The 22,802-nt window shown below is 65.0% G+C and carries 16 protein-coding genes and 1 pseudogene; 9 read left to right on the top strand and 8 right to left on the bottom strand.

Annotated features, from left to right (window positions below):
* Positions 1–10: 10 nt before the first annotated feature.
* Positions 11–3,223, top strand: a complete 3,213-nt coding sequence (locus tag QZ656_RS11370) for an efflux RND transporter permease subunit (protein ID WP_291993840.1) — start codon at positions 11–13, stop codon at positions 3,221–3,223.
* The gene (locus QZ656_RS11375; RefSeq protein WP_291993491.1) at positions 3,220–3,465 is read left to right on the top strand and encodes a DUF2892 domain-containing protein; all 246 of its coding nucleotides are present in this window, start codon (positions 3,220–3,222) and stop codon (positions 3,463–3,465) included. Before QZ656_RS11370 ends, QZ656_RS11375 begins: the two co-directional genes overlap by 4 nt.
* Before the next feature lie 109 nt (positions 3,466–3,574).
* On the opposite strand, the gene QZ656_RS11380 is transcribed toward QZ656_RS11375, so the two are convergent.
* The 4 genes from QZ656_RS11380 to glnE form a co-directional block, all read right to left on the bottom strand.
* The gene (locus QZ656_RS11380; RefSeq protein ID WP_291993492.1) at positions 3,575–4,558 is read right to left on the bottom strand and encodes an MDR family oxidoreductase; all 984 of its coding nucleotides are present in this window, start codon (positions 4,556–4,558) and stop codon (positions 3,575–3,577) included.
* Positions 4,559–4,617: 59 nt separating this feature from the next.
* A complete protein-coding gene (locus tag QZ656_RS11385; protein WP_291993493.1) occupies positions 4,618–5,271 on the bottom strand; it encodes a TetR/AcrR family transcriptional regulator in 654 nt (217 codons plus the stop codon).
* A 131-nt stretch (positions 5,272–5,402) separates the two neighbouring features.
* Positions 5,403–5,774: a translation initiation factor Sui1 gene (locus tag QZ656_RS11390; RefSeq protein ID WP_291993494.1), complete on the bottom strand. Its 372-nt coding sequence runs from the start codon at positions 5,772–5,774 to the stop codon at positions 5,403–5,405.
* Between the two features lie 64 nt (positions 5,775–5,838).
* Positions 5,839–8,580 carry a bifunctional [glutamate--ammonia ligase]-adenylyl-L-tyrosine phosphorylase/[glutamate--ammonia-ligase] adenylyltransferase gene (gene glnE / locus QZ656_RS11395; protein WP_291993495.1) on the bottom strand — a complete coding sequence of 914 codons (2,742 nt, stop codon included), beginning with the start codon at positions 8,578–8,580 and terminating at the stop codon, positions 5,839–5,841.
* A gap of 305 nt (positions 8,581–8,885) precedes the next feature.
* On the opposite strand from glnE, the gene QZ656_RS11400 reads away from it, so the two are divergent.
* The 7 genes from QZ656_RS11400 to QZ656_RS11430 all read left to right on the top strand — a co-directional run bounded on the left by QZ656_RS11400 (position 8,886) and on the right by QZ656_RS11430 (position 19,959).
* On the top strand, positions 8,886–12,905 hold the full coding sequence (locus tag QZ656_RS11400) for a YhdP family protein (protein ID WP_291993496.1): 4,020 nt from the start codon (positions 8,886–8,888) through the stop codon (positions 12,903–12,905).
* Complete coding sequence (locus QZ656_RS11405; RefSeq protein ID WP_291993497.1) at positions 12,886–13,731, top strand: carbon-nitrogen hydrolase family protein; 846 nt, start codon at positions 12,886–12,888, stop codon at positions 13,729–13,731. Before QZ656_RS11400 ends, QZ656_RS11405 begins: the two co-directional genes overlap by 20 nt.
* A gap of 145 nt (positions 13,732–13,876) precedes the next feature.
* On the top strand, positions 13,877–15,328 hold the full coding sequence (gene tldD, locus QZ656_RS11410; protein ID WP_291993498.1) for a metalloprotease TldD: 1,452 nt from the start codon (positions 13,877–13,879) through the stop codon (positions 15,326–15,328).
* A 137-nt stretch (positions 15,329–15,465) separates the two neighbouring features.
* Positions 15,466–16,203 carry a hypothetical protein gene (locus QZ656_RS11415; RefSeq protein WP_291993499.1) on the top strand — a complete coding sequence of 246 codons (738 nt, stop codon included), beginning with the start codon at positions 15,466–15,468 and terminating at the stop codon, positions 16,201–16,203.
* Positions 16,109–17,131, top strand: a complete 1,023-nt coding sequence (locus QZ656_RS11420) for a mechanosensitive ion channel domain-containing protein (RefSeq protein WP_291993500.1) — start codon at positions 16,109–16,111, stop codon at positions 17,129–17,131. The genes QZ656_RS11415 and QZ656_RS11420 overlap by 95 nt, the downstream gene beginning before the upstream one ends.
* 71 nt (positions 17,132–17,202) lie before the next feature.
* The gene (locus QZ656_RS11425; RefSeq protein WP_291993501.1) at positions 17,203–19,218 is read left to right on the top strand and encodes a fused MFS/spermidine synthase; all 2,016 of its coding nucleotides are present in this window, start codon (positions 17,203–17,205) and stop codon (positions 19,216–19,218) included.
* A gap of 99 nt (positions 19,219–19,317) precedes the next feature.
* Positions 19,318–19,959: an iron-containing alcohol dehydrogenase gene (locus tag QZ656_RS11430; protein ID WP_366522152.1), complete on the top strand. Its 642-nt coding sequence runs from the start codon at positions 19,318–19,320 to the stop codon at positions 19,957–19,959.
* A gap of 192 nt (positions 19,960–20,151) precedes the next feature.
* Here QZ656_RS11430 and QZ656_RS11435 read toward each other — a convergent pair.
* The 4 genes and pseudogenes from QZ656_RS11435 to QZ656_RS11450 all read right to left on the bottom strand — a co-directional run.
* Positions 20,152–20,373 (bottom strand): annotated as a pseudogene (locus QZ656_RS11435) (integrase core domain-containing protein); the annotation flags it as partial.
* A gap of 70 nt (positions 20,374–20,443) precedes the next feature.
* The gene (locus tag QZ656_RS11440; protein ID WP_291993502.1) at positions 20,444–20,644 is read right to left on the bottom strand and encodes a hypothetical protein; all 201 of its coding nucleotides are present in this window, start codon (positions 20,642–20,644) and stop codon (positions 20,444–20,446) included.
* Complete coding sequence (locus QZ656_RS11445; RefSeq protein ID WP_291991886.1) at positions 20,641–21,435, bottom strand: ATP-binding protein; 795 nt, start codon at positions 21,433–21,435, stop codon at positions 20,641–20,643. Before QZ656_RS11445 ends, QZ656_RS11440 begins: the two co-directional genes overlap by 4 nt.
* A 1-nt stretch (position 21,436) precedes the next feature.
* Complete coding sequence (locus QZ656_RS11450) at positions 21,437–22,765, bottom strand: DDE-type integrase/transposase/recombinase (protein WP_291993503.1); 1,329 nt, start codon at positions 22,763–22,765, stop codon at positions 21,437–21,439.
* Positions 22,766–22,802: the final 37 nt, after the last annotated feature.

Below are 22,802 nucleotides of genomic sequence, written 5' to 3' on the forward strand. Positions count from 1 at the left end.
GATGGCTGTCATGGGGGTCTCCGGCCGTGTCGCCCGCTACTTCGCCAGCTCGCAAATCACACCGCTGCTGGCGCTGGTGGCATTGCTGATGGGCGTCTTCGCGACGCTGGTAACGCCGCGCGAGGAAGAGCCGCAGATTGACGTGACGATGGCCGACGTGTTCATCGCCTTCCCCGGCGCTTCGCTGCACGACGTCGAGAGTCTGGTGGCCATACCCGCCGAGCAGGTCTTGTCGCGCATGTCGGGAATCGAGCACGTCTTTTCGGTATCGCGGCCGGGCATGGCGGTGGTCACCGTGCAGTTCGCCGTCGGCGTCAAATACATGGACGCGGTGGTCCGCCTCTACGACACCGTCAACTCGAATCGTGACTGGCTGCCGCAGAACCTCGGCGTTCTCGAACCGGTGGTCAAGCCGCGCGGCATCGATGATGTGCCGATCGTCTCGCTGACCTTCTGGACCACCGACCCGGCGCGCTCGGCGTACGACCTCGAGCAGGTGGCGCACGCCGCCGAGGTCGACTTCAAGCGCATCAAGGGAACGCGCGACGTGTCGACGCTGGGCGGGCCCGGGCAGGCTCTGCGGGTACTGATGGACAGCGAGCGGATGAACGCCTATGACATCACGCCGCACGACCTGGCCGCCGCACTGCGACTCGGCAACACCCGCCAGCCTGCCGGTAACCTGGTCGCCGACAACCGCGAAGTCCTCGTCGAAACCGGCACCTACCTCGAATCGGCGGCCGACGTCCGGCAACTCGTCGTTGCCGTACGCGGCCAGGCCGGCGAGCGCAAGCCGGTGTTCGTCGGCGACGTCGCGCGCGTTGAAGAAGGCCCTGATCAGCCGCAGCAGTACGCCTGGTTCGGCAACCGCGACGGCGAGTTTCCGGCGGTGACCGTACAGGTTTCGAAAAAGCCGGGGGTCAATGCCGCCGACGTCGCCAGCGCCGTGATCGCCCGCGCCGAGTCGCTCAAGGGGACGCTGATCCCCGACGGCGTCGAAGTGACGACGACGCGCAATTATGGCCAGACGGCGACCGACAAGGCGCAGAAGCTAATCGGCAAGCTGGCCTTCGCCACCGCTTTCGTCGTTCTGCTGGTGTTCTTCGCACTCGGCAAGCGCGAGGCCGTGATTGTCGGCGTCGCCGTCAGCCTGACGCTGGCGGCGACGCTGTTCGCCTCGTGGGCCTGGGGCTTCACGCTCAACCGTGTGTCGCTGTTCGCGCTGATCTTTTCGATCGGCATTCTGGTAGACGACGCCATCGTCGTCGTCGAGAACATCCACCGCTGGCAAGCACTGCAGCCGGGCAAGCCGCTGCTCGAGATCATCCCGCTAGCGGTCGACGAGGTCGGCGGGCCGACGATCCTGGCGACGTTCACGGTCATCGCCGCGTTGCTGCCGATGGCTTTCGTCAGCGGCTTGATGGGACCGTACATGAGCCCGATCCCGATCAACTCGTCGCTCGGCATGCTGATTTCCCTCGCCGTCGCGTTTGTCGTCACGCCGTGGCTGGCGGCGCGGCTGCTGCCGGCGACCGCGCACGCGGCGGCAGGCGACGACGCTGGCGCACAAAGTCCGGGCCGGCTCGAGCGCCTCTTTCGCCGCCTGCTGACGCCTTTCCTCGACCGCCAGAAGGGCGCAGCGGCGCGCCGCTGGCTGCTGCTGGCGATCATCGTGCTGATCGCCGGCTCGCTGGCACTCGCCGCGCTGCAATTGGTGGTCCTCAAGATGCTGCCTTTCGACAACAAGAGCGAGTTCCAGGTCGTGCTCGACATGCCGGTCGGCACGCCGCTCGAGGAAACCGCGCGGGTGCTGCATGAACTGGGCGCCGAGGTCGCCAGGCTGCCCGAGGTGAGCAATTACCAGGCCTACGCCGGCACCGCCAGCCCGATCAATTTCAACGGCCTGGTACGCCAGTATTATCTGCGTGCCGCACCCGAACTCGGCGACCTGCAGGTCAACCTGGTTGACCACCATCAGCGCTCACGCAAGAGCCACGAGATAGCGATCTCGGTTCGCGACGCCGTCGAAGCGATCGGCAAGCGCGCCGGCGGCAACGCCAAGGTTGTCGAAGTGCCGCCCGGGCCGCCGGTCCTGTCGCCGATCGTCGCCGAGGTCTACGGGCCCGACTACCGCGGCCAGAGGGCGGTTGCCAAGGAAGTACGCCAGGTGCTCGAGGCGACGCCCGATCTGGTGGCCATCGACGACTCGGTCAATGCGGGCGGCCAACGCTCGCTTCTGCGTGTCCTGCAGAACAAGGCAGCACTGCTCGGCGTCGCGCAAAACGAGATCGTCGACGTGCTGCGCATGGGGCTGGCCGGCGAAGACCTCACGCCACTGCGCAACAGCGGCTCGAAGTTCGAGATTCCGGTGCGCCTGACGCTGCCCGCCGAACAGAAGAGCTCACTCGATGCACTCCTCAAGCTGCGCGTCCGCGCGCACGATGGGCGCCTGGTGCCAGTCTCGGAACTGGTCGAGGTGCAACAACTCGAGCGCGAGCAGGCGATCTACCACAAGAACCTGCTGCCGGTGGTGTACGTCGTCGCCGACATGGGCGGCAAGCTCGATTCACCGCTCTACGGCATGTTCGCCGCGCGCAGCGAAATCGCCGGCCGCGCGCTGGCTGGCGTCGATCGCGGCGCCGGCACGCTGGGCGAGTGGTTCATCCGGCAGCCAGACGCACCGGACGCGTCGTACAGCATCAAATGGGACGGCGAGTGGCAGGTAACCTACGAAACCTTCCGCGACATGGGAATCGCCTACGCTGTCGGCCTGATCCTGATCTATCTGCTGGTCGTCGCGCACTTCAAGAGCTACCTGGTGCCGCTGATCATCATGGCGCCGATCCCGCTGACGATCATCGGCGTGATGCCCGGACACGCGCTGCTCGGCAGCCAGTACACGGCGACGTCGATGATCGGCATGATCGCGCTGGCCGGAATCATCGTCCGCAATTCGATTCTGCTGGTCGACTTCATCGCCCAACAGGTCAGGCAGGGAATGGATTTTCGCGAAGCAGTCATTCAATCGGCAGCGGTACGCGCCAAGCCGATCGCCCTGACCGCGCTGGCGGCGATGCTCGGCGCGCTGTTCATCGTCGACGACCCGATCTTCAATGGGCTGGCGATCAGCCTGATCTTCGGCATCCTGGTTTCCACCCTGCTGACCCTGGTGGTGATCCCGGTGCTTTACTACGCCGCCTTCAGAAAGGAGTACCAGACATGACAACCGATCGCGCCGTGCGCATCATGGCCGGCAGTTTCATCCTCATCTCACTGGCGCTGGGTGTCGAAGCGAGCCCGCTCTTCGTCTCCGGGAATTTCCTGTGGTTTACCGTCTTCGTCGGCGCCAACCTGTTGCAGAGCGGCTTCACGCGCTTCTGCCCGGCCGAAAGCATCATGGTCAAACTCGGCATGAAGCGGCTCGACGATTCGTCGTGCGGCCGCCCGGAGTTGGGTCAACGCTGAATCGCGGCGTCGCCAGCCGCTGGGCGGCGCCGGCCCGCGCGCAACTACCGGAAGTCGCCACCGAGCGGCTTGTTGGTCAAGCACGCTCGGCGACGCCGCCTGCTGCGCTCTAGCGACTGACGTCGACGACCACCCGCCCGCGGACCTTGCCTTCGAGCAACTCGGCGGCGACGGCAATCGCTTCGCTCAGACCAATGGACCGGGTAATCGCATCGAGCCGGGCGATCTCGAGGTCGCGGCCAAGGCGCTCCCAGGCTTCCTGACGGACGGCTAGCGGGGCCATCACGCTGTCGATGCCGTAGAGCGTCACGCCGCGCAGGATGAAGGGCGCCACGGTGGCCGGGAAATCCATGCCGCCGGCCAGCCCGCAAGCCGCCACCGCACCGCGATAGCGGGTTGTCGCACAGGCATTGGCCAGCGTGTGGCTGCCGACGGTGTCGATGACGCCGGCCCAGCGTTCCTTGCCGATTGGCTTGCCGGGTGCCGACAATTCGCTGCGCTCGATGACCGAGCTGGCACCGAGCGCTTTGAGGTGCTCGGCTTCAGCGGCCCGGCCGGTCGACGCGACGACCGTGTAACCGAGTTTGGCCAGCACGGCAATGGCCACGCTGCCGACGCCGCCATTGGCGCCGGTGACCAGAATCTCGCCGTCGGCCGGCTTGATGCCATGCTTTTCAAGAGCCAGTACGCAGAGCATGGCGGTATAGCCAGCGGTACCGATGGCCATCGCCTGGCAGGCGGTGAAACTCTGCGGTAGCGGCACCAGCCATTCGCCCTTGACACGAGCCTTCTCGGCGAGACCGCCGCAATGCGTTTCGCCGACGCCCCAACCGTTCAGGACGACGCGGTCACCGGCTTTCCAGGCGGCGTTCGAGCTGTCGATCACGGTGCCGGCGAAGTCGATCCCGGGCACCATCGGAAAGCGGCGAACGACCGGCGATTTGCCGGTAATCGCCAGGCCATCCTTGTAATTGAGCGTCGAGAACTCGACGCCAACGGTGACATCACCCTCGGGCAGTACCGCGTCGTCGATGTCCTGCAGTTGCGCCTGATAGACGCCGTCGTCTTTGGTAATCAGAATTCCCTTGAACATGGTGTTTCTCCTTTTCAATGAACAATTAGACCGCATAACTACAACCAGACCAGCAAAAATCAACGGCGCGGCAAGGCCGCCAGAAACAGCTTGAAGAAGGCCTGCATCGGCGCTGTTGACCGGCTCAGGCGGGCGCGCAGGATTGCTCCCTCCCAACCGACCCAAAAGGCGTGCGCCAGCGCCGGGCCATCGACATCGACCGCCAGTTCGCCAGCCGCCTGCGCGTCGTCGAGACAGCCCGCCAGGCGCCTCTCCCAATCGACGAGAATGGCTTCCAGCCGCAGGCGCAGCGTCTCGTCGAGAACGCTGACTTCCTGCCCAAGATTGCCAACCAGGCAACCGCGGGCGAAGTCATGGCGTTCGACGCCCCGGCAAGCGTCGTCGACAAACGACGCCAGACGCGCCAGCGGCGCCAGCTCCTGCTTGCCAAAATGGCGGTCGAGCTTGCGCGCGAAGTACTCGGCATAGGCGTCGAGGGTCGCCGCGACGAAGGCGTCCTTGCTGTCGAAGTAGTGGTAGAACGAGCCCTTCGGCACATTGATCGATTTCAGGACGTCATCCAGAGCGGTCGCACTGACGCCCTGCGTGGTCAGCATTTCGATGCCGCGGCGGATCAGCAGCACTCGGGTGTCGGCGTAATCAAGGCCGTTACGGGCCGGACGACCGCGTGGACGGCGAGGGAGAGGGGGGGAAAGAGCGTGCGTTGTGGCCATGCAAGCAATATTAGACTGCGCGCCTACAATTGTCAAAGACCGTCGTGCCATCCACCCGGGCTGTCCGGGTCGTAGCCGGTCGACGCGACGAATGGCGGCCCGGCGACAAACCTCATCGCCAGCCGCACGCTTCAGCCGCCGACGCGCTTGACGGTGAAGCCGGCCTTGGTGAGGTAATCGATCACTCGCTGGCAATGATCGCCCTGCACTTCGATGACGCCGTCCTTGACAGTGCCGCCCGAGCCGCAAGCGTTCTTCAAGGACTTGCCGAGCGTCGCGAGTTCGCTGGCGTTGAGCGCCGCGTCACGCACCACGGTCACCGTCTTGCCACCGCGCCCCTTGCTTTCGCGGCCGACGCGAACGACACCATCACCCCGAGGACGCGACGCCGCCTGTCTGGCGGCGCAGACGCAGGCGCAGGCGGCCAACGGCTGGCGACACGTCGGGCACATGCGGCCACTATCGGTGGCATAGACCAGCCCACCAGCGCTCGTTTTAGGCATCGCTACACTCTCCTCGTGGTGGCACCGGACATGGTTTTGTCGGGTCGCTTGCGGTCCACGCCGCTCAAGGCTCGGCAAAGACCGCCTGCCAGAGCGCGCCGACGGCGTCGATCTGGCAAGCGACCGTCGCGCGCTCGACGCGCGCGCGACGGTCGGCGTTGAGCCGCAGGACGTGCTGCATGCGGCGGAACTCGCGGTAGGCGCTTTGCGCCGACGCCGCCAGTTCGCCCGCAATCAAGCCGAGTTCGGCGGCGATGCCGAGCAGCGCGATGTTGCCGAGGTTACCGCACAGCCGGGCGTACGTATGTGCGTGACCGAGGATCAGGTACTGGACGATGAACTCGACGTCGATCAGGCCGCCGCGATCGTGCTTGATGTCGAAGATTTCTTCACTGCGCGAGCCGTGTTCGTCAAACATCCGCTGGCGCATCGACAGGACTTCTTCACGCAGCTTGGCAAGCTCGCGCGGCTGCCGCAGGACCTCGATACGAATCGCCTCGAACTGCTTGCCGACGGCCGCGTCGCCGGCGCAGAAACGGGCACGCGTCAGCGCCTGGTGTTCCCACACCCAGGCGTTCTGCAGCTGATAATCGCGAAAGGCCGCGATCGGCGAAACCAGCATTCCCGAGTCGCCGTTCGGCCGCAGTCGCAGGTCGACTTCGAAGAGCATCCCGGCCGACGTCCGGCTCGACATCCAGGTGCTCATGCGCTGGCCCAGGCGTGCGTAGAGTTCGCCGGTGCCGTCCTGCGGGTCGTCGTGCAGGTAGATCAGGTCGAGATCGGAAGCGAAGCCCAGTTCCTTGCCGCCGAGCTTGCCGTAAGCGATCACCGCGAAGCGCGGCGCTTGCTCGGGATCGGGGTGACGATCGCGCAGGCGCCGCCAGCAGAGGTCCATCGTCGTCTGAACCATGATGTCGGCAAGTTGGCTGAGGCGGTCGGCGAGATGCTCGACGGTATGCAAGCCGGCGATATCCTGCGCCAGAAAGCGGAGAACCTGCGCGTGGTGCGTTTCGCGGAGGATATCCATCTCGCGCTCGGTGTCGTCGCGATGCTGCGCCAGTCGCGCTTGCAGCTCGTCGCGAAATTCCTGCCAATCGGTGGACACGTCGAAGATCCGCGAGTCGAGCAGCTCGTCGAGGAGAATCGGATGACGCGTCAGGTAGTCTGCCGCCCACGACGAGCTGCCGATCAGTTCGGCGAGCTGCGTCAGCGCCTGCGGATACTGTTGCAGGAGCGCCAGATAGGCGCCGCGCTGGCTGATCGTCTCCATGAAGTCGAGGCCGCGCTGCCAGGTCGCGTCTGGCGTGCTGGTGGCCGCAGCGGCTTCGAGCAGACGCGGCCCGAGGGCATCGAGGCGCTCGCGGTTGCTCGCCGGCAGCTGCCGGTAACGACTGCTCTGGCGGAAGCTGTGCAGGCGTTCGAGAATCGCTTGCGGCTGGCGAAAACCGAGCGTCGTCAGCCGTTCTAGCGCGTCGTCGCCGGCGGCCGCTTCCTCCCAGATGCCGAGCAAGGGATGGCTACCTTCTTCGGGCTCCGAGAAGACCTCGTCAAAGCAGCGCGAAACGATCGCCCGGTGCGCGTCGAGAACCGCCATGAACGCCGGCCAGTCGCTGCAAGCCATTGATCCGGCGATCTGCAGGCGCTCGTCCGCGCTGGTCGGCAGGCGGTGCGTCTGGGCGTCGTTGACGTACTGCAAGCGGTGCTCGAGGCGACGCAAAAAACCGTAGGCGGCGGCCAGTTGCTGCTCGGTTTCGGCAGGCAGCAGGCGACGCTCGGCGAGCACCGCGAGGACCGCCAGCGTCGGCCGAACTTGCAGGGCTGAGTCGCGACCGCCACGAATCAACTGGAAGACCTGCGCGATGAACTCGATTTCGCGAATACCGCCGGGACCCAGCTTGATGTGCTCGGCCATGTCCTTGCGTGTCACCTCGCGGCGAATCTGCGCGTGCAGGTCGCGCATGGCATTGATCGCGCCGAAGTCGAGGTACTTGCGAAAAACGAAGGGGCGGCAGATGTCCTGCAGGGCGCGCACCCAGTCGGCCTGCAGATTGACGCCCTGGTTCAGCACCCTGGCCTTGATCCACGCGTAACGCTCCCATTCACGGCCTTGCGTGATCAGGTAGTTTTCGAACGAGTCGAGCGAGCAGACCAGCGGTCCCGAGTCGCCGTTTGGCCGCAAGCGCATATCGACGCGGAACACCTGCCCGTCTTCGGTGATATCGTCAAGAGCGCCGATCAGCCGCTTGCCGAGCCGCTGAAAAAAATCGTAATTATCGATCCGCCGACCGCCACCACCGGCGGTCTGTCCTTCCTCCGGGTAGATGAAGATGAAATCGACGTCCGAAGAGACGTTGAGCTCGCGGCCGCCGAGCTTGCCCATGCCGATCACCAGCAGGCGCTGCGGCTGCCCCTGACTGTCCAGTGGCTCGCCGAATTGCGCACTGAGCTGGCGATGGCAGAAGTCGAGCGCGAAGTTGCAGCTGAGTTCGGCGAACAGCGTCATGCTTTCGACGACTTCGCTCAAGGGCGCGACGCCGCCGAGGTCGCGGACAATCAGGGTCGTCATCAAGCGCTGCCGCAGTCGGCGCAGCGCGCGTTTCAGTTCCTCGTCGCCAGCGGTCGCTTCGCCGGCCAGAAAAGCACGCATCTCCTCGACGCCAAGCGCCTGCACCCGCCGTTCAGCCAGCCAGTCGGCGATTTCGGGGCGGGCGCCGAGCACGTTGCGCAGGTAGTGACTGTGCATCTGCGCGGTCGGCCAGGGAGCGTCCAGTGTCGGCGAATTGGCCGTATGAGCGGTTAAATCCATGATTGTCCCGGTTGCGTGGGTGTTGGGTGGACGCCGTGCCGCTGGCACTTGACTGGCGGCAAAGCCGTTACAATGGGCGCTTCAAACTGACCACAGCAGCGTCTCGCTGCGCGGTCGACCGCCCCTTCGACCGCTCGTCTTTCCTTCTGGAAACCGCATGAAAACCAGCGCTGCCGCTGCCCCGCCCGACGCAATTGCCGAGCAGATCGCGCCAGCGGCGCCGATGGGCATTTACCCGGCCATCCCGACATTCTAGTGACGCCAGCCGCCGATTGGCAAAAGTCTCCGGACCGGGGCGGACCGTGATGCGTCAGGGAGAACTGCGCCCAGCGCTCTACCACCGCTTCCATTTTCTCCTGCCGCTGCTCGCGCAGCCACTGCTGGGCAGCGGCAGGCGGATCGCTGTCCGCAGCTTCTGGCTGCTCTATTTCGCTTTTGTGCTACTGGTCCTGATGCTGCGCTATCTGGTATTGCCGAGCATCGATCACTATCGGCCTGAAATCGAGGAGCAGCTCAGCCGCCATCTCGGGCTGGCGGTCAGCATCGGGCGGATTGACGCCAGCTGGGACGGGCTCAGTCCGCATCTGACGCTTTCCGAGGTGCTCATCGCCGACCGTCAGGGCCAGCCGGCGCTGACGCTGATGCGCGTGCACGGCGTCCTGGCGTGGTCGTCGGTCCCGCTCCTGGCGCTGCGCCTCGCTTTGCTGCAGGTCGACGAGCCAACGCTGCATCTGCGTCGCGACAGCGACGGCCACTTCTTCGTCGCCGGCATTGCCGTCGATCCGCAGGGTGGCGACGGCAATGCCGGTGACTGGGTGCTGGCCCAGAAACGGATTCTCGTCAGCGGCGCAACGGTCGTCTGGGAAGACGCCAAACGCCAGGCACCGCCGCTGATTCTCGAGGACGTCAATTTTCGCCTCGACAACGATGGCCGCCAACACCGCTTCGGCCTGACCGCCTTGCCGCCGCCGGAGCTGGCGGCAAAAATCGACCTGCGCGGCGACTTTCGCGGCCGGAAACTCGAGCAGCTGGCGTCCTGGAATGGCCAGGCATTCGTCCAGGTCGACTACAGCGATCTCGCGGCATGGCGCACCTGGGTCGATTACCCGGTCGCGCTGCCGAATGGCCGCGGCGCGCTGCGCGCCTGGGCAGGCGTTGCCGAAGGCGACTTGCACGAACTGACGGCCGACCTTGCGCTCGACGACGTCAGCCTGCGCCTGGCAGAGGACCTACCAACGCTCGAACTGGCGCAGATGAGCGGCCGCGTCGGCGTCCACTGGTCGACCGCCGGCGCCAGCATCGATGGGCAAGGCGTCGAACTGAGCACGCGTCCGCCAGAAGCCGGGCGCGCGGATGCACCGCCACAAATTCGCGTCGAACCGACCAATTTCCACGTCGATTGGCAACGCCAGCCTGATGGCGTGTCGCTGCACGGCAAGGCGACGGCCAGCGTTCTGGAACTCGGCGCGCTGGCCAGCCTGGCCGCGTACCTGCCGGTTGACGCGCGATCGCGCCAACTGTTGGACGATTTTGCGCCACGTGGCCGCATCAGCCAGCTGCGTGCGCAGTGGACCGCCGACGACCAGGGCGTACAGGACTATGCGCTGAAAGGCCAATTCGAGCGACTGGCGGTACGGGCCAATGGCGCGTTTCCGGGTGCCTCCGGGCTTTCCGGGCTGATCGACGCCAACGAGCAGGGCGGCACGGCGAACCTCGCCGCCAAGGACGTGCGCATCGATCTGCCGAGCGTCTTTCCCGAGTCGTCGATTGCCCTCGACACGCTGACGGCGCGCGCCAGCTGGAAGATCAAGCAGGGCGTGCTCGACGCCGAACTGTCGAGCGCCGAATTTGCCGGGCCCGACGCGGCCGGTTCGGCGCAGGGGACTTACCAGCATGGCGCGGCAGGGCCGGGACGCATCGACCTCAGCGCCGCACTGACGCGTGCCGACGCGCGCGCCGTCTGGCGTTACATGCCGGCGGCGATCAATCGCGATGCCCGCCATTGGCTTCGCGACGCCCTGAAATCGGGTGCCGCCAGCGAGGCCAGGCTGGTACTCAAGGGCGATCTGGCGAATTTCCCATTCCTCGACCGCAAGCAGGGCCAGTTCCTGGTCACCGTCAAGGCCCAGGACGTGACGCTCGACTACGGAACCGGCTGGCCGGAAATTACCGACCTCGACGCCGATCTTCGGTTCGAGGGTGTCGGCATGCTCATCAATGTCCAACGCGGCTCGATTCTTGGCGCCCGGCTGTTGCCGACGCGCGCCGAAATCCCCGATTTCGACGCGCCGGTGTCTACGCTGAAAATAAAGGGGCGCGTCGAAGGAGAGACTTCACGGTTTCTGAAATTCATCACCGCCAGCCCGGTGGCCGAGCAGATCGATCACTTTACCGACGCGATGAGCGCCAGCGGCAAGGGCCGGCTGGATATAGGGCTGGTGATACCGCTCGAAGAAGCTCGCCTGGGCGACTCGAAAATCGACGGCAATTACGCCTTTCTGGCCAACGAGGTGGTCGTCGATCCGGCGCTGCCGCCGCTGCAGCAAGTCAACGGCCGCTTGCAGTTCTCGGCCAAGGACCTGCGCATACCGGCGATCAAGGCGACGCTGCTTGGTGGCCCGCTCAAGATCACGGGTGGCGTAGACGATGGCAAGGTCCATCTCACCGTCGACGGACGAGTGGGAGTCGACGAACTGCGAGGACTGGCCGACTTGCCGCTGCTCGACAAGCTCGCAGGCGAGGCCGCGTATCGTGCCGAGATCCACATCAAGAGCCATCAAGCCGAATTGGCGCTTGACTCGGACATGGTCGGCGTCACGTCAACGCTGCCGCCACCGTTCGCCAAGAGCGCCAGCGATGAAATGCCTCTGCACCTCGATCGCATCATGCTGCCGGCGACACCTCCGGCAGCCGCGAGCAAGCTGCCGACGGTGACCCGCGAACAACTGCGCGCCACTCTCGGCCGCGTTCTCAGCCTGCACCTGATCCAGCGCAAACAGGGTGACGAACATTCCATCGAGAGCGCTGCAGTGGCCATCGGCAGGCCATTGAAGGCCTTGCCCGATAGCGGCATCGATGTCGGTGTCAGCACGCGGGTGCTCGACGTCGACTACTGGCGGAAGGCCCTGGCCAACCGCGGCAAGGACAGCACTACCAAATCAGCGCCTGGCGCCGCCTTGCCCGTCGCGGTCGACGTCAAGGCCGGCGAAGTCGTCGTCTCGGGCTGGCGCTACAGCGACGTCACGCTGACGCTTGCCGGCGTCAATCGGGTGTGGCGGGCGAAGCTGCTGTCGCGAGAAGCGGCCGGTGGCTTCCGCTGGGACGGCGAGGGCGCCGGCAAATTAACCGCAAGACTGCAAAAGTGGCAACTGCCGGCAAAGAACGAGCAGAGCGCCGAAGCTGTCCAGCCCGGCGACGCGCTGCAGGAGTTGCCGGCTCTCGACATCGTCGTCGACGACTTCGTCGTCGGCGTCCGCCGCTTTGGACGCCTCGACGTGCAAGCACACAACGACGGCGGCATCTGGCGGCTCGACAAGATCGAACTGCTCAACCCGGCCGCGCGGTTTTCCGGTACCGGACAGTGGCAGGTCGCCAAGGGTAACCGCACGCAACTCGACTTTGCGCTGGATAGCAGTGACGTCGGCAAGCTGCTCGAGCGGCTCGGCTATGCCGGAGCCGTACGCGGTGGCAAAGCCAACATGCTCGGCAAACTCGCCTGGAGCGGACCGCCGGAGGGCCTGGACTACGCGACGCTGAGCGGCGAGATGCAGTTGGCGGCGAGCAATGGCCAATTCCTCAAGCTCGACCCCGGCGCCGCCGGCAAGCTGCTCGGCCTGATCAGCTTGCAGGGTCTGCCGCGTCGCTTCACGCTTGATTTCGGCGATGTCTTCAGCGAAGGTTTCGCTTTCGACAGCATCAACGGGAAAATGACCGTCAAGGATGGCCTGATGCGTACCGACCGGCTGCAGATCGATGGCCCCGGCGCACGCGTGCTGATGCGCGGCGAAGCCGACCTCAAGAACGAAACTCAGCGGCTCAACGTCAATGTGCAGCCCGAACTCGGTGGTAGCGCGGCGCTGGGCGTCGCGGTAATCAACCCGCTCGCCGGTGTGGCGACGCTGCTGGCGCACAAGATGCTGCAGAATCCGCTCAACAAGATGTTCAGTTTCGAGTATCTGATCACCGGCAAGTGGAGTGATCCGACGGTCGAGAGAATTTCGAGTGGCTCGGCATGGACCTCGCCGACGGCGCCAGTACCCGCAGCAGAAGCGACGCCGCAGACCACACCCGCAACCGGAGCAAGCCATGAACCCACCCAGCAATAAGCGGCCAAGCGATTCGCCAGCAGCGACCAGCCTGCGGGTGGCGGCCGTGCAGATGGTGTCGACACCGCGCGTCGACGACAACCTGCGGACCGCCGCAGAGCGCATCGGCGAGGCCGTCGCGCAGGGTGCCAAACTGGTCGTCTTGCCCGAATATTTCGCAATCATGGGCATGAGCGATGCCGACAAGGTGCGCGTGCGTGAGGAAGACGGTGCTGGACCGATCCAGGATTTTCTCGCCAACTGTGCCCGCGAGCACGGCATCTGGCTGATCGGCGGCTCGCTGCCGCTGCGCGCCGAGCGCAGCGACAAGGTGCTCAATTCGAGTCTCGCCTACAATCCGCAGGGACAACGCGTCGCGCGTTATGACAAGATCCACCTCTTCGGCTTTCGCCAGGAGAGCGAGTCGTACGACGAGAGCGCGACGATCCAGGCCGGCGCGCAACCGGTCGCCTTCAGCACGCCCTTTGGCCGCGTTGGCCTGTCGATCTGCTACGACCTCAGATTCCCGGAGCTTTATCGGGCGCTGGGTGTCACAGAGCTGTTGCTGGTTCCGGCGGCCTTCACCGAAACCACCGGGCGGGCGCACTGGGAAATCCTGCTGCGCGCACGGGCCATCGAAAACCAGTGCTATGTGCTGGCGGCGGCGCAGGGCGGACGCCACGAAAACGGCCGCGAAACACACGGCAACAGCATGCTGATCGACCCCTGGGGCGAGATCCTGGACCGCCGGCTGAAGGGACCGGGAATCATCGTCGGCGACCTCGAACAAGACCGCCTGAGCACCGTCCGCGCCAGTTTGCCGGCGCTCAAGCACCGCGTCATGTAAGCAGCAAACGCTCCGCAACTATCGAGACGCCCCTGATCATGAAAGCCATGACCCCATCCCCGACCCTTCTCCCGCACGCGCGCGAAGGGCGCTTCGTGAGTCGCCAACGCGACTTTCACGGTAACGCAGAACAAACGGAAAGTTGATGAACGCAAAACAGCAAACGCTACTCACGCAGGCGCAGAAAACCCTGCTCACGCCATACGGCCTCGACGTCGCCGACCTGACGCGGGTCTTTGGCAAAATCATGACCCACCAGGTCGATTACGCCGATCTCTACTTCCAGTACAGCCGTTCCGAAGGCTGGAGCCTTGAGGAGGGAATCGTCAAGGCCGGCAGTTTCAACATCGACGAAGGCGTCGGCGTGCGCGCCGTGGCGGGCGAAAAAACGGCCTTCGCCTACTCGGACGATATCAGCGTGCAGGCGCTCGGTGACGCCGCCGCCGCGGTGCGCGCGATTGCTGCCGCCGGCAAGCAACAACGCGTGCCGGCGCTGAAGCGAAGCACTGGCCAGCACACCCTGTACGTGCCACACGACCCGCTGGCGTCACTCGACGCCGCCAGCAAGGTCAAGCTGCTCGAACGCCTCGAAGCGCTGGCCCGCGCCGAGGACCACCGCGTCACGCAGGTGATGGCGCATCTGGCGGGTGAATACGAGGTGATTCTGGTGGCCGGCAGCGATGGTCGGCTGGCCGCCGACATCCGGCCGCTGGTCCGCGTTTCGCTGACCGTCATCGTCGAAGAACGCGGGCAGCGCGAGCAGGGATCGGCGGGCGGTGGCGGGCGCACCGACTACAGCTGTTTTACCGACGACGTGCTGCATGGTTACGCGCGTGACGCCGTACACCAGGCGCTGACCAATCTCGTCGCGCGTCCGGCGCCGGCCGGAACGATGACCGTGGTGCTCGGACCCGGCTGGCCGGGAATCCTGCTGCACGAGGCGGTCGGGCACGGCCTCGAGGGCGACTTCAATCGCAAGGGCAGTTCGACCTTCGCCGGTCGCATCGGTAGCCGCGTGGCGTCGAAAGGCGTCACGGTCATCGACGACGGCACGATTCCCGATCGCCGCGGTTCGCTGAACATCGACGATGAAGGCAATCCGACGCAGCGTACGGTGCTGATCGAGGACGGCATCCTGGTGGCTTACATGCAGGACAGCCTGAACGCGCGCCTGAGCGGCGTCGCGCCAACCGGCAACGGGCGGCGCGAGTCCTTCGCGCACTTGCCGCTGCCACGGATGACCAACACGACCATGCTGAATGGCGACAAGAGCGCCGAGGAAATCATCAAGTCGGTCAAGAAAGGCATTTACGCGGTCAATTTTGGCGGCGGCCAGGTCGATATCACCAATGGCAAGTTCGTCTTCTCGATGTCCGAGGCCTACCTGATCGAGAACGGCAAGATCGGCACTCCGGTCAAGGGCGCGACGCTGATCGGCAGTGGTCCGGACGCCATGAACCAGGTGTCGATGATCGGCAACGACATGTGTCTCGATCCGGGCGTTGGCACCTGTGGCAAGGAAGGGCAGAGCGTGCCGGTCGGCGTCGGCCAGCCGACACTGCGCCTCGATGGGCTGACCGTCGGCGGTACGGCCTAGGCGGCGGGCGCTGCCACTAGCCTGGCCGCGGACGCCGGGCGGGGGCAAAATTTTTTGCTGCTGATGAGCGGGCCCGCCGCCCGTATAATCGCGCGCGTCTACCCCTTTTTTACCTCTTTCCTCGTCTGGATTTCGTCATGAACCCCGTTCGCGCCTGCTCCAAGCTCTTCGCACCGCTGTCCTGGCTGTGGCTGGCCTGCTGCCTGTTCTTCGTCAGCGCCGCGGCGGGCGCCAGCGCGGAAGAGCCGCCGCTCACCGGCGAGGCCATCCTTTACCATAATTTCCGACCGATCGTCACCTTTCGCGCGAGCGTCCTCGGCGCCTCGCCGGCAGCCCGCGCCCGCCGCTCGGCAGAGCGCATCGACAACCTGACGCCGGCGCAGATGGTGCTGCCGGTCGAGATCACGCCGATCACGCTGGACGGCGTCCCTGCCGTCACCCTGACCGCCGGCGGCACACTTCTCTTCGGCATCTCCGAGAACGACCTCGACCCGCAGGAGAAGCTGAGCCTCGAACAGGTCGCCGAAAGCGCCCAGCAGAAAATCTCCGCGGCGCTGCAGGCGGACGCCGAACAACGTCAACCCAAGGTGCTGCTGGTGGGATTCGGTCTGTCGGCGGTAGCCACGGTGATCGGCTTCGCGCTGCTCTGGCTGATCGCGCGCGCGACGCGACTGCTGATCGCTCGCTTGCAAAGCGTCATCGAAAAGGAAGACGCCGGCAACACGCTGCGCTGGGCACGGCACAGGCTGGTTGCTCGTACAGCGCGTATCGCAGCTGTTCATGGGATTCCTGTGGCTGAGCGTCGCCTATCTGTGGCTGACCTACGTCCTCGCGCGCTTCCCGCTCACCGAGCCGCTCGGCGAACGGCTCGGTGACTTCCTCCTGAATTTGCTCGAGACCATCGGCACCAGTTTCATCGGCGCCATGCCCTCGCTGACCACAGCGGTGGTGATCCTGTTCATGACCAAGGCCACCAACGACGCGATCGGCAATTTCTTCAAGGCCGCCAAGGCTGGCCGGGTGCAGGCCCCGGGCCTGCATGCCGACACCGTCGCCGCCACCCAGCGGCTGGTGACGATCATGGTCTGGGGGCTGGGAATCGCCATCGCCTACCCGTTCATTCCGATGTCGAACAGCGACGCCTTCAAGGGCTTGTCGGTCATGTTCGGCTTCATGTTCACGCTCGGCTCGGCGGGAATCGTCAATCAGCTGATGAGCGGTTTGGTGCTGGTCTATGCGCGCGCGCTGTCGGTCGGCGATTTCGTCGAGATCGGCGACAACGCTGGCGTCGTCAGCCAGGTCGGCGTGCTGTCGACCAAGATCATCAACATGCGCAACGAGGAAGTGACGATTCCCAATGCGGTGCTGGTCAGCAACCCGATCCGCAACTTCTCGCGGCTCGCCGGCGAACGCGGAACGCTGGTATCGACCAAAGTGACGATCGGCTACGACACGCCATGGCGGCAGGTGCACGCCATGCTGATCGCCGCGGCCGAGCTGACGCCCGGCTTGCGGCCGCTGCCAACGCCCTTCGTCTATCAACGTGGCCTGGCCGACTGGTACGTCGAATACGAGCTCTTCGCGCACATGGACGAGCCGCTCGAAAGGGTCGCCGTGCTCTCGGGGCTGCACGCCAACATCCAGGACCAGTTCAATACCTACGGCGTCCAGATCATGTCACCGCACTTCAATTCGCAGCCGGCGACCAATCTGGTCGTGCCGCCCGACGGCTGGCACGCCGCTCCGGCCGCTCCAGCTGCGTCGAACGGCAACGGTCAGCGGCCAGGCAAACAACACGGCTAGCCGTCGCGCCGCCACACCGCGCGGCGCTGCACACGCTCCAGCAATCGACGGCGCGTCGAGAGAGAGTCCCCATGTTGAGCTTTGCCATCACCGTTTTCCTTTCGGCCTTCCTGCTATTCCAGATCCAGCCGATCATCGCCAAGATGATCCTGCCGTGGTTCGGCGGCTCGTCGTCGGTGTGGAGTACCTGCCTGGTCTTCTTTCAGGCCGAGCTTCTGCTTGGTTACCTGTACGTCCATCTGCTGCACGAACTGCTGTCGCCGCGACGCCAGAATATCGTCCATTGCGTGTTGCTGATTCTCAGTGCGGCGACGCTGCCGGTGATCGCCAACCCGGCCTGGCGCGACGCCGCTTTTTCCAGCCCGACGTGGAACGTGCTGGTGGTGCTGGCGGCGGCGGTCGGCATGCCGTACCTGCTGCTATCGACCACCGGGCCGCTGATGCAGGCCTGGTATGCGCGGACCTTCACCAGCGTCATGCCCTACCGTCTGTATGCGCTGTCGAACCTGGCGTCGATGATTGCCCTGCTCAGCTATCCGGTGCTCGTCGAGCCTTACTTTCCGGTGCACGATCAGGCGATGGCCTGGTCGGCGGCTTACGTTCTCTTCATCGTCGCATGTCTGGCCAGCGCGCGTTTGTCGTGGCAAGGGGTGCCGGCCGAGCAGCGCGAGCGGACACCGGCACGCAGCGAAACGGTGCCGCGTCCGCCCTTGAGCGAGTGCCTGTTGTGGATCGGCCTGGCGATGACCGCTTCGCTGTTGCTGCTGGCGATGACCCGCCACCTGACGCAGGACGTCGCGCCGGTGCCCTTCCTGTGGGTGCTGCCGCTGAGCATCTACCTGCTGAGCTTCATCCTCTGTTTCGACGCGCCGCGCTACTACTACCGGCCGGGATTCCTGGTGGCCCTGCCGGTCGCCTTGTTCGCTGTCGACCGCGTACTCGACGGCGGCATGGACGTGCCGATGCTGGTCACGCTGATGTGCTTGTCGCTGTTCGTTTTCTGCATGGTTTGCCACGGCGAGCTGGTCAGACGGCGACCGGCCGTTCGCCACCTGACCTTGTTCTATCTGATGCTATCGATCGGCGGTGCGCTCGGCGGCAGCTTCGTCGGCCTGCTCGCGCCGGTTATTTTCAACGCCTATTTCGAGCTACCGATCGGCCTGTTCCTGTGCGCCGCGCTGGTGATCGTCGTTCTCTGGCGCGAGCTGCAGCCACGCTGGCGGGTGCTGTTACTGGCGGCGCTGCTCGCTTACGGCTACCGCCTCGGCGGCATCGCGGTCGCCTACGTCGAAGATTATCGGCTGGTGCAGCGCAACTTTTACGGCCAGGTACGGATCGCCGACGTCAGCGACGACGAACTCGGCGTCAAGCGCAAGATGTTCCACGGGCGCGTCAATCACGGCGAGCAATTCCTGTCGCCCGAGTACCGTCGGCAGCCGACTGCCTACTATTGCCACGAGTCGGGAATTGGCCAGGCGCTGCACAGCCTCGCCGGCGGCAAGCCGCTGCATATCGGCATTCTCGGCCTCGGCACCGGCACGCTCGCCGCCTACGGGCGCGCGGGTGACGAAATGCGGATGTACGAAATCAATGACCAGGTCGTCGACCTGGCGCGCAGCGAATTCAGCTACCTCGCCGACAGCGCCGCAACGATCGTTCCGGTTCTTGGCGACGGCCGCCTGATGCTCGAACGCGAGCCGCCGCAGAATTTTGACGTGCTGGCGATCGACGCATTTTCCGGCGATTCGATCCCGACGCACCTGCTGACTCTCGAGGCGATGCGGGCGTATCAGCGGCATATGAAGAGCGATGGCCTGCTGGCCCTGCACATCACCAACCGCTACCTCGACCTGCGTCCGGTCGTCGCCGCGGCCGCTGCCGAGTTGGGGATGAGCGCCCTGATCTTTGACTTCGATCCGCCCGATGGCGATCGCTTCTGCCGCCATTCGGTGTGGGTGCTGCTGGCGTCGCCCGAGCGCGCTGCACAGCTGCCGGAAGCGCTGCGCAGCGCCGAGAAACTGACGCCCCGGCCGGGCTTCACGCCCTGGACCGACAGCTTCTCGAACCTCCTGGGTATTCTGCAATGAGCGCCCGGCGTCAGCCGCGACCGAGGTGAACGGTAGCAAGCTGCCGGCTACGGAAAGGCCAGGCGCGAATCGCTAGCGGCATTGCAGGGGGATAGGCAAATGTCCTGTTGTCACCACTACTACCTGCCGGGCGAAGGCACCGAAAGCGTCTTCTCGGTCGACATTTCCGCCATCAGCTTCGGCCACGGTGTGCTCAAGGAAGCGGGAGAACACGCCAAAGCTCTGGGCATGAGCCGGGTCGCGCTGTTTACCGACAAGCGTATCCGGGCACTGCCCTGCCTGGTCGAGGTCGCCGACTCCTTGCGGGCAGCAGGACTCGACGCGGTGATCTACGACGAGGTCAAGGTCGAACCGACCGATCAATCGTTTCTTGCCGCCGCCAGATTCGCCACCGAAGGCAAGTTCGACGGCTATCTGTCGCTGGGGGGCGGATCGGTCATCGACACCTGTAAGGCCGCCAAGCTCTACGCCACCTACCCGGCCGAATTTCTCGACTACGTCAATGCCCCCATCGGCAAGGGGCGGCCGATACCCGGCCCGCTCAAGCCGCATATCGCCTGTCCCACAAGCTGCGGCACCGGGTCCGAGTGTACCGGCATCACGATTTTTGACTTGGTCGCGCAGCAGGTGAAAACCGGCATCGCGTCGAAGCACCTCAGGCCGTCATTGGCGCTGATCGATCCCGCGACCACCTACACCCTGCCCAAGAATGTCGTCGCCGCCAGCGGCTTCGACGTGTAAAGTGGTCCCCTGAGTCAAGACAAATATCAACCCAGTTTAAGTTGTGCATTTGACTTCGCTAGCAGCTGGACGGCGCTGCCCCGGTGTTGCCTTTGACTCTGCCTTTGACTCTGCCTTTGATGCTGTCGTTGATTTTGCCTTTGCGGGTGGGGCATCGCCTGTGGAGCGTAGCGGAACAGGCGATGCCCCACCCGCGCCGCCAAACTTGTCGAGGATCAACGCCCCGCCACCTATGCCGTTTCGATAGACGACGGCGGGTGCCGTGTTGCCCAGCGACTGGTGCGGACGCTCAGTGTTGTAGAAGGCGAAGTACTCGGTCAGGCCAAGCATCAATTCGCCCATCGTGGCATAGCCCTTCAGATACACGTGTTACGTCCGGCCCTAATCCAGACTCCGCGGCCCAAGCTTTTCGAGGTTGAAACGATGGCCGAGTCCCATGCTGCAACCGGAAGAGTGATCCCGGCGGCAACGTGGGATGAAGGCCCTACCGATGCGGCAGCAGCGGCAACCGCCAAGGCTCTTCGGGGTCGTACAGATTCATCTGCCGCTGGTGGTAGCGGCGTAGCTGTACGGCATAGCGGCTTTCGCAAGCGACGGCGAGTTGGTGAAGGAAGTGGCTGAGCGCGGCCACGCTTTCATCGGAGAGGCCGTCGGGGAATAGCGGCTCGGCAGAGCGGCGCTTCATCGCAATTCCTCGATCGCCAACTGCAACAGATCGTCGGGCAAATGATTCAGGCCACGCGGCACCGCCAGGCGCATCGCCGTGCGCAGAATTCGCCCGGCGTGCCGCGGCAAGCCCTTGCTCGCCTGGCGCACGATCTCCAGGCCCGAATCGCTGAGCAGCGTACTGGTACAACCGGCACTCTTCAAACTGTGCTGGATCAGCTGCGCGAAGCGCTCGCGTTCGAGCACCGGCTTGAGCTGCACGCGCACCTGAATTCGCCCCGCCAGCGCCGCATAAGGCGCCCGCTCCAGCGTTTGCGCCAGTGTTGGATGACCGATCAACCAGACCGCCATCACATCGCGCGTATCGAAGGCGAAGTTGAGGAAGGCCGGCAAATCCCGAAAGAACTCCGGCGGCAGATTCTGCGCCTCATCGATGATCCACACCGGCATCAGCTGACGGCTATCGACCAACTGCAGAATCCGCTCCTTCAGATCGCGCCACAGCTGCGCCCGCCGATACCCCGGCTCGACACCCAGCGCCCGTGCCAGACCGCGATAGATATCCAGCCGACCAAAGTCGGTCTCCGCCTGATAGATCACCTGATAACGATGCGGATTCAGGCCACGGGTCAATTGGCGCAAGGCCGCCGTCTTGCCCACCCCGGGTTCGCCGGTGATCAGGCCGACGCCCGGTGAGTGCAACAACCACGCAAAGCGCTCGGCCAACTGTCCCAGCGTACCGTCATCCCACAGCTCGGCCGCTTGCTTGCCCAGCGGCGGATGCCGCAAACCAAAGTGCTGAAGGTCCACCTCACTCTCCTTCGGGGTCGTAGTACTGCTGATAGATCTGCTCGATCAGATTCGGGCCGCTCGCCCCTTTCTGGGGCGGGCTAGCGTCCGCTGGGTCAGACTGGCGTCGTTGGCGCGTGGCATTGGCCAGCGCATCGAGTGGCGTCGCCGCACCGATCGATTCCCCTTGCTCGTCCTCGACGCCGATCACCGTCTCGGTATGCGGATCGACCACCAGAGACACCGTTTTGCCCGACAGTTCAAAGGGCACCTCGAAGCGTTGTCCCTGATACGATACCGTGCCATCCTTCCTGACCAGTCGCGTGACGCGATGCTGGAACAGGGCATCGAGGCTTGCCGCCAACGGCCCCAACGGACGAATCCTGGACAGGTCCTGCTGGTAACGCGCCAACGGCGTCATGCCGGCGAGACCGGCGTGCGGGCTGCGGTGATAGACCTGTTCAAGCCAGGCCCACAGGCGAGCATTGAGATCGTCCAGGCTGGCGATATGGCGCTCATCGAGTTCGCTGAGAAACTGATCGCGGCAGCGGCGGTGCCAGCGCTCCAACTTCCCTTTGCCCTCGGGCGCGTACGGCCGACAGTGAATCAGGTGGATGCCCAGCCGGGCGCAGATCCCTTGCAGCGTCTCGGCGCGGTAGGCGGCGCCGTTATCGACCACCAGCTTGAGCGGAATGCCGCGTTTGAGCACCGCCTGCTTGAGCACGCCTTCGATATCCAGGGCGGTTTCTCCGGGGCAGAAGGCGCTGTGCGTGAGTAGCCGGGAGGCGTCGTCGAAGAGCGATACGAGATAGCTCTTGGCGAGTTTGCCGTCGATCGGCACGCGTGGGCCGTGCATCACGTCGCCGTACCAGATCGCCCCCGCTGTCGCGGCGACGAAGCTGCGTTTCTCCTCGGGCAGGCTGGCCGAGCCGGTGATCCGTGACAGGCCGTGCTGCTGCAGCAGACGGTGAATGGTCGACCGGGCCAGGCGGCCACGGGCGACGGTGCCGGTGGCTTCGAGCAATTGTCGAATCTGGCACAGCGAGCGCCGCGGGTTGTCGCGCTTGGCGGCGAGAATGGCCGCCTGGGTGGCGGCCGGGAGCTTCGACTGCCCGCGGTCGGCGCGTGGCTTGGGCGTCAGGCCGTCAAGCTGGCGGAGGCGCCAGGCGTAGTACCACGCCTGAATCGTCTTCTCGCTCAGATAGCGCCGACGGCTGCCGGGGATGGCGTACTCGCGGCTGGCCAGCTCCCGGAGGAGCTGTTGCAGTTCGCCACGTTCCAGCCGCTCGCGGCTGATCAGGGGACCGAGAACGGACAGGCGAAACAGGGCTTTCGGATCAATCGGGTTCATAACCACTCCTGGTGATAAATCGGAGCGGTGATCAAAC

It is taken from the genome of Candidatus Accumulibacter sp. ACC003 (assembly GCF_907163085.1).
Classification (GTDB): domain Bacteria; phylum Pseudomonadota; class Gammaproteobacteria; order Burkholderiales; family Rhodocyclaceae; genus Accumulibacter.

Excerpts from the sequence above, each read along its gene's own strand:
- QZ656_RS11370 (WP_291993840.1), top strand. The coding sequence starts at position 11 with ATGGGGGTCTCCGGCCGTGTCGCCCGCTACTTCGCCAGCTCGCAAATC.
- QZ656_RS11375 (WP_291993491.1), top strand. The coding sequence starts at position 3,220 with ATGACAACCGATCGCGCCGTGCGCATCATGGCCGGCAGTTTCATCCTC.
- QZ656_RS11380 (WP_291993492.1), bottom strand. The coding sequence starts at position 4,558 with ATGTTCAAGGGAATTCTGATTACCAAAGACGACGGCGTCTATCAGGCG.
- QZ656_RS11385 (WP_291993493.1), bottom strand. The coding sequence starts at position 5,271 with ATGGCCACAACGCACGCTCTTTCCCCCCCTCTCCCTCGCCGTCCACGC.
- QZ656_RS11390 (WP_291993494.1), bottom strand. The coding sequence starts at position 5,774 with ATGCCTAAAACGAGCGCTGGTGGGCTGGTCTATGCCACCGATAGTGGC.
- glnE (WP_291993495.1), bottom strand. The coding sequence starts at position 8,580 with ATGGATTTAACCGCTCATACGGCCAATTCGCCGACACTGGACGCTCCC.
- QZ656_RS11400 (WP_291993496.1), top strand. The coding sequence starts at position 8,886 with ATGCGTCAGGGAGAACTGCGCCCAGCGCTCTACCACCGCTTCCATTTT.
- QZ656_RS11405 (WP_291993497.1), top strand. The coding sequence starts at position 12,886 with ATGAACCCACCCAGCAATAAGCGGCCAAGCGATTCGCCAGCAGCGACC.
- tldD (WP_291993498.1), top strand. The coding sequence starts at position 13,877 with ATGAACGCAAAACAGCAAACGCTACTCACGCAGGCGCAGAAAACCCTG.
- QZ656_RS11415 (WP_291993499.1), top strand. The coding sequence starts at position 15,466 with ATGAACCCCGTTCGCGCCTGCTCCAAGCTCTTCGCACCGCTGTCCTGG.
- QZ656_RS11420 (WP_291993500.1), top strand. The coding sequence starts at position 16,109 with ATGGGATTCCTGTGGCTGAGCGTCGCCTATCTGTGGCTGACCTACGTC.
- QZ656_RS11425 (WP_291993501.1), top strand. The coding sequence starts at position 17,203 with ATGTTGAGCTTTGCCATCACCGTTTTCCTTTCGGCCTTCCTGCTATTC.
- QZ656_RS11430 (WP_366522152.1), top strand. The coding sequence starts at position 19,318 with ATGTCCTGTTGTCACCACTACTACCTGCCGGGCGAAGGCACCGAAAGC.
- QZ656_RS11440 (WP_291993502.1), bottom strand. The coding sequence starts at position 20,644 with ATGAAGCGCCGCTCTGCCGAGCCGCTATTCCCCGACGGCCTCTCCGAT.
- QZ656_RS11450 (WP_291993503.1), bottom strand. The coding sequence starts at position 22,765 with ATGAACCCGATTGATCCGAAAGCCCTGTTTCGCCTGTCCGTTCTCGGT.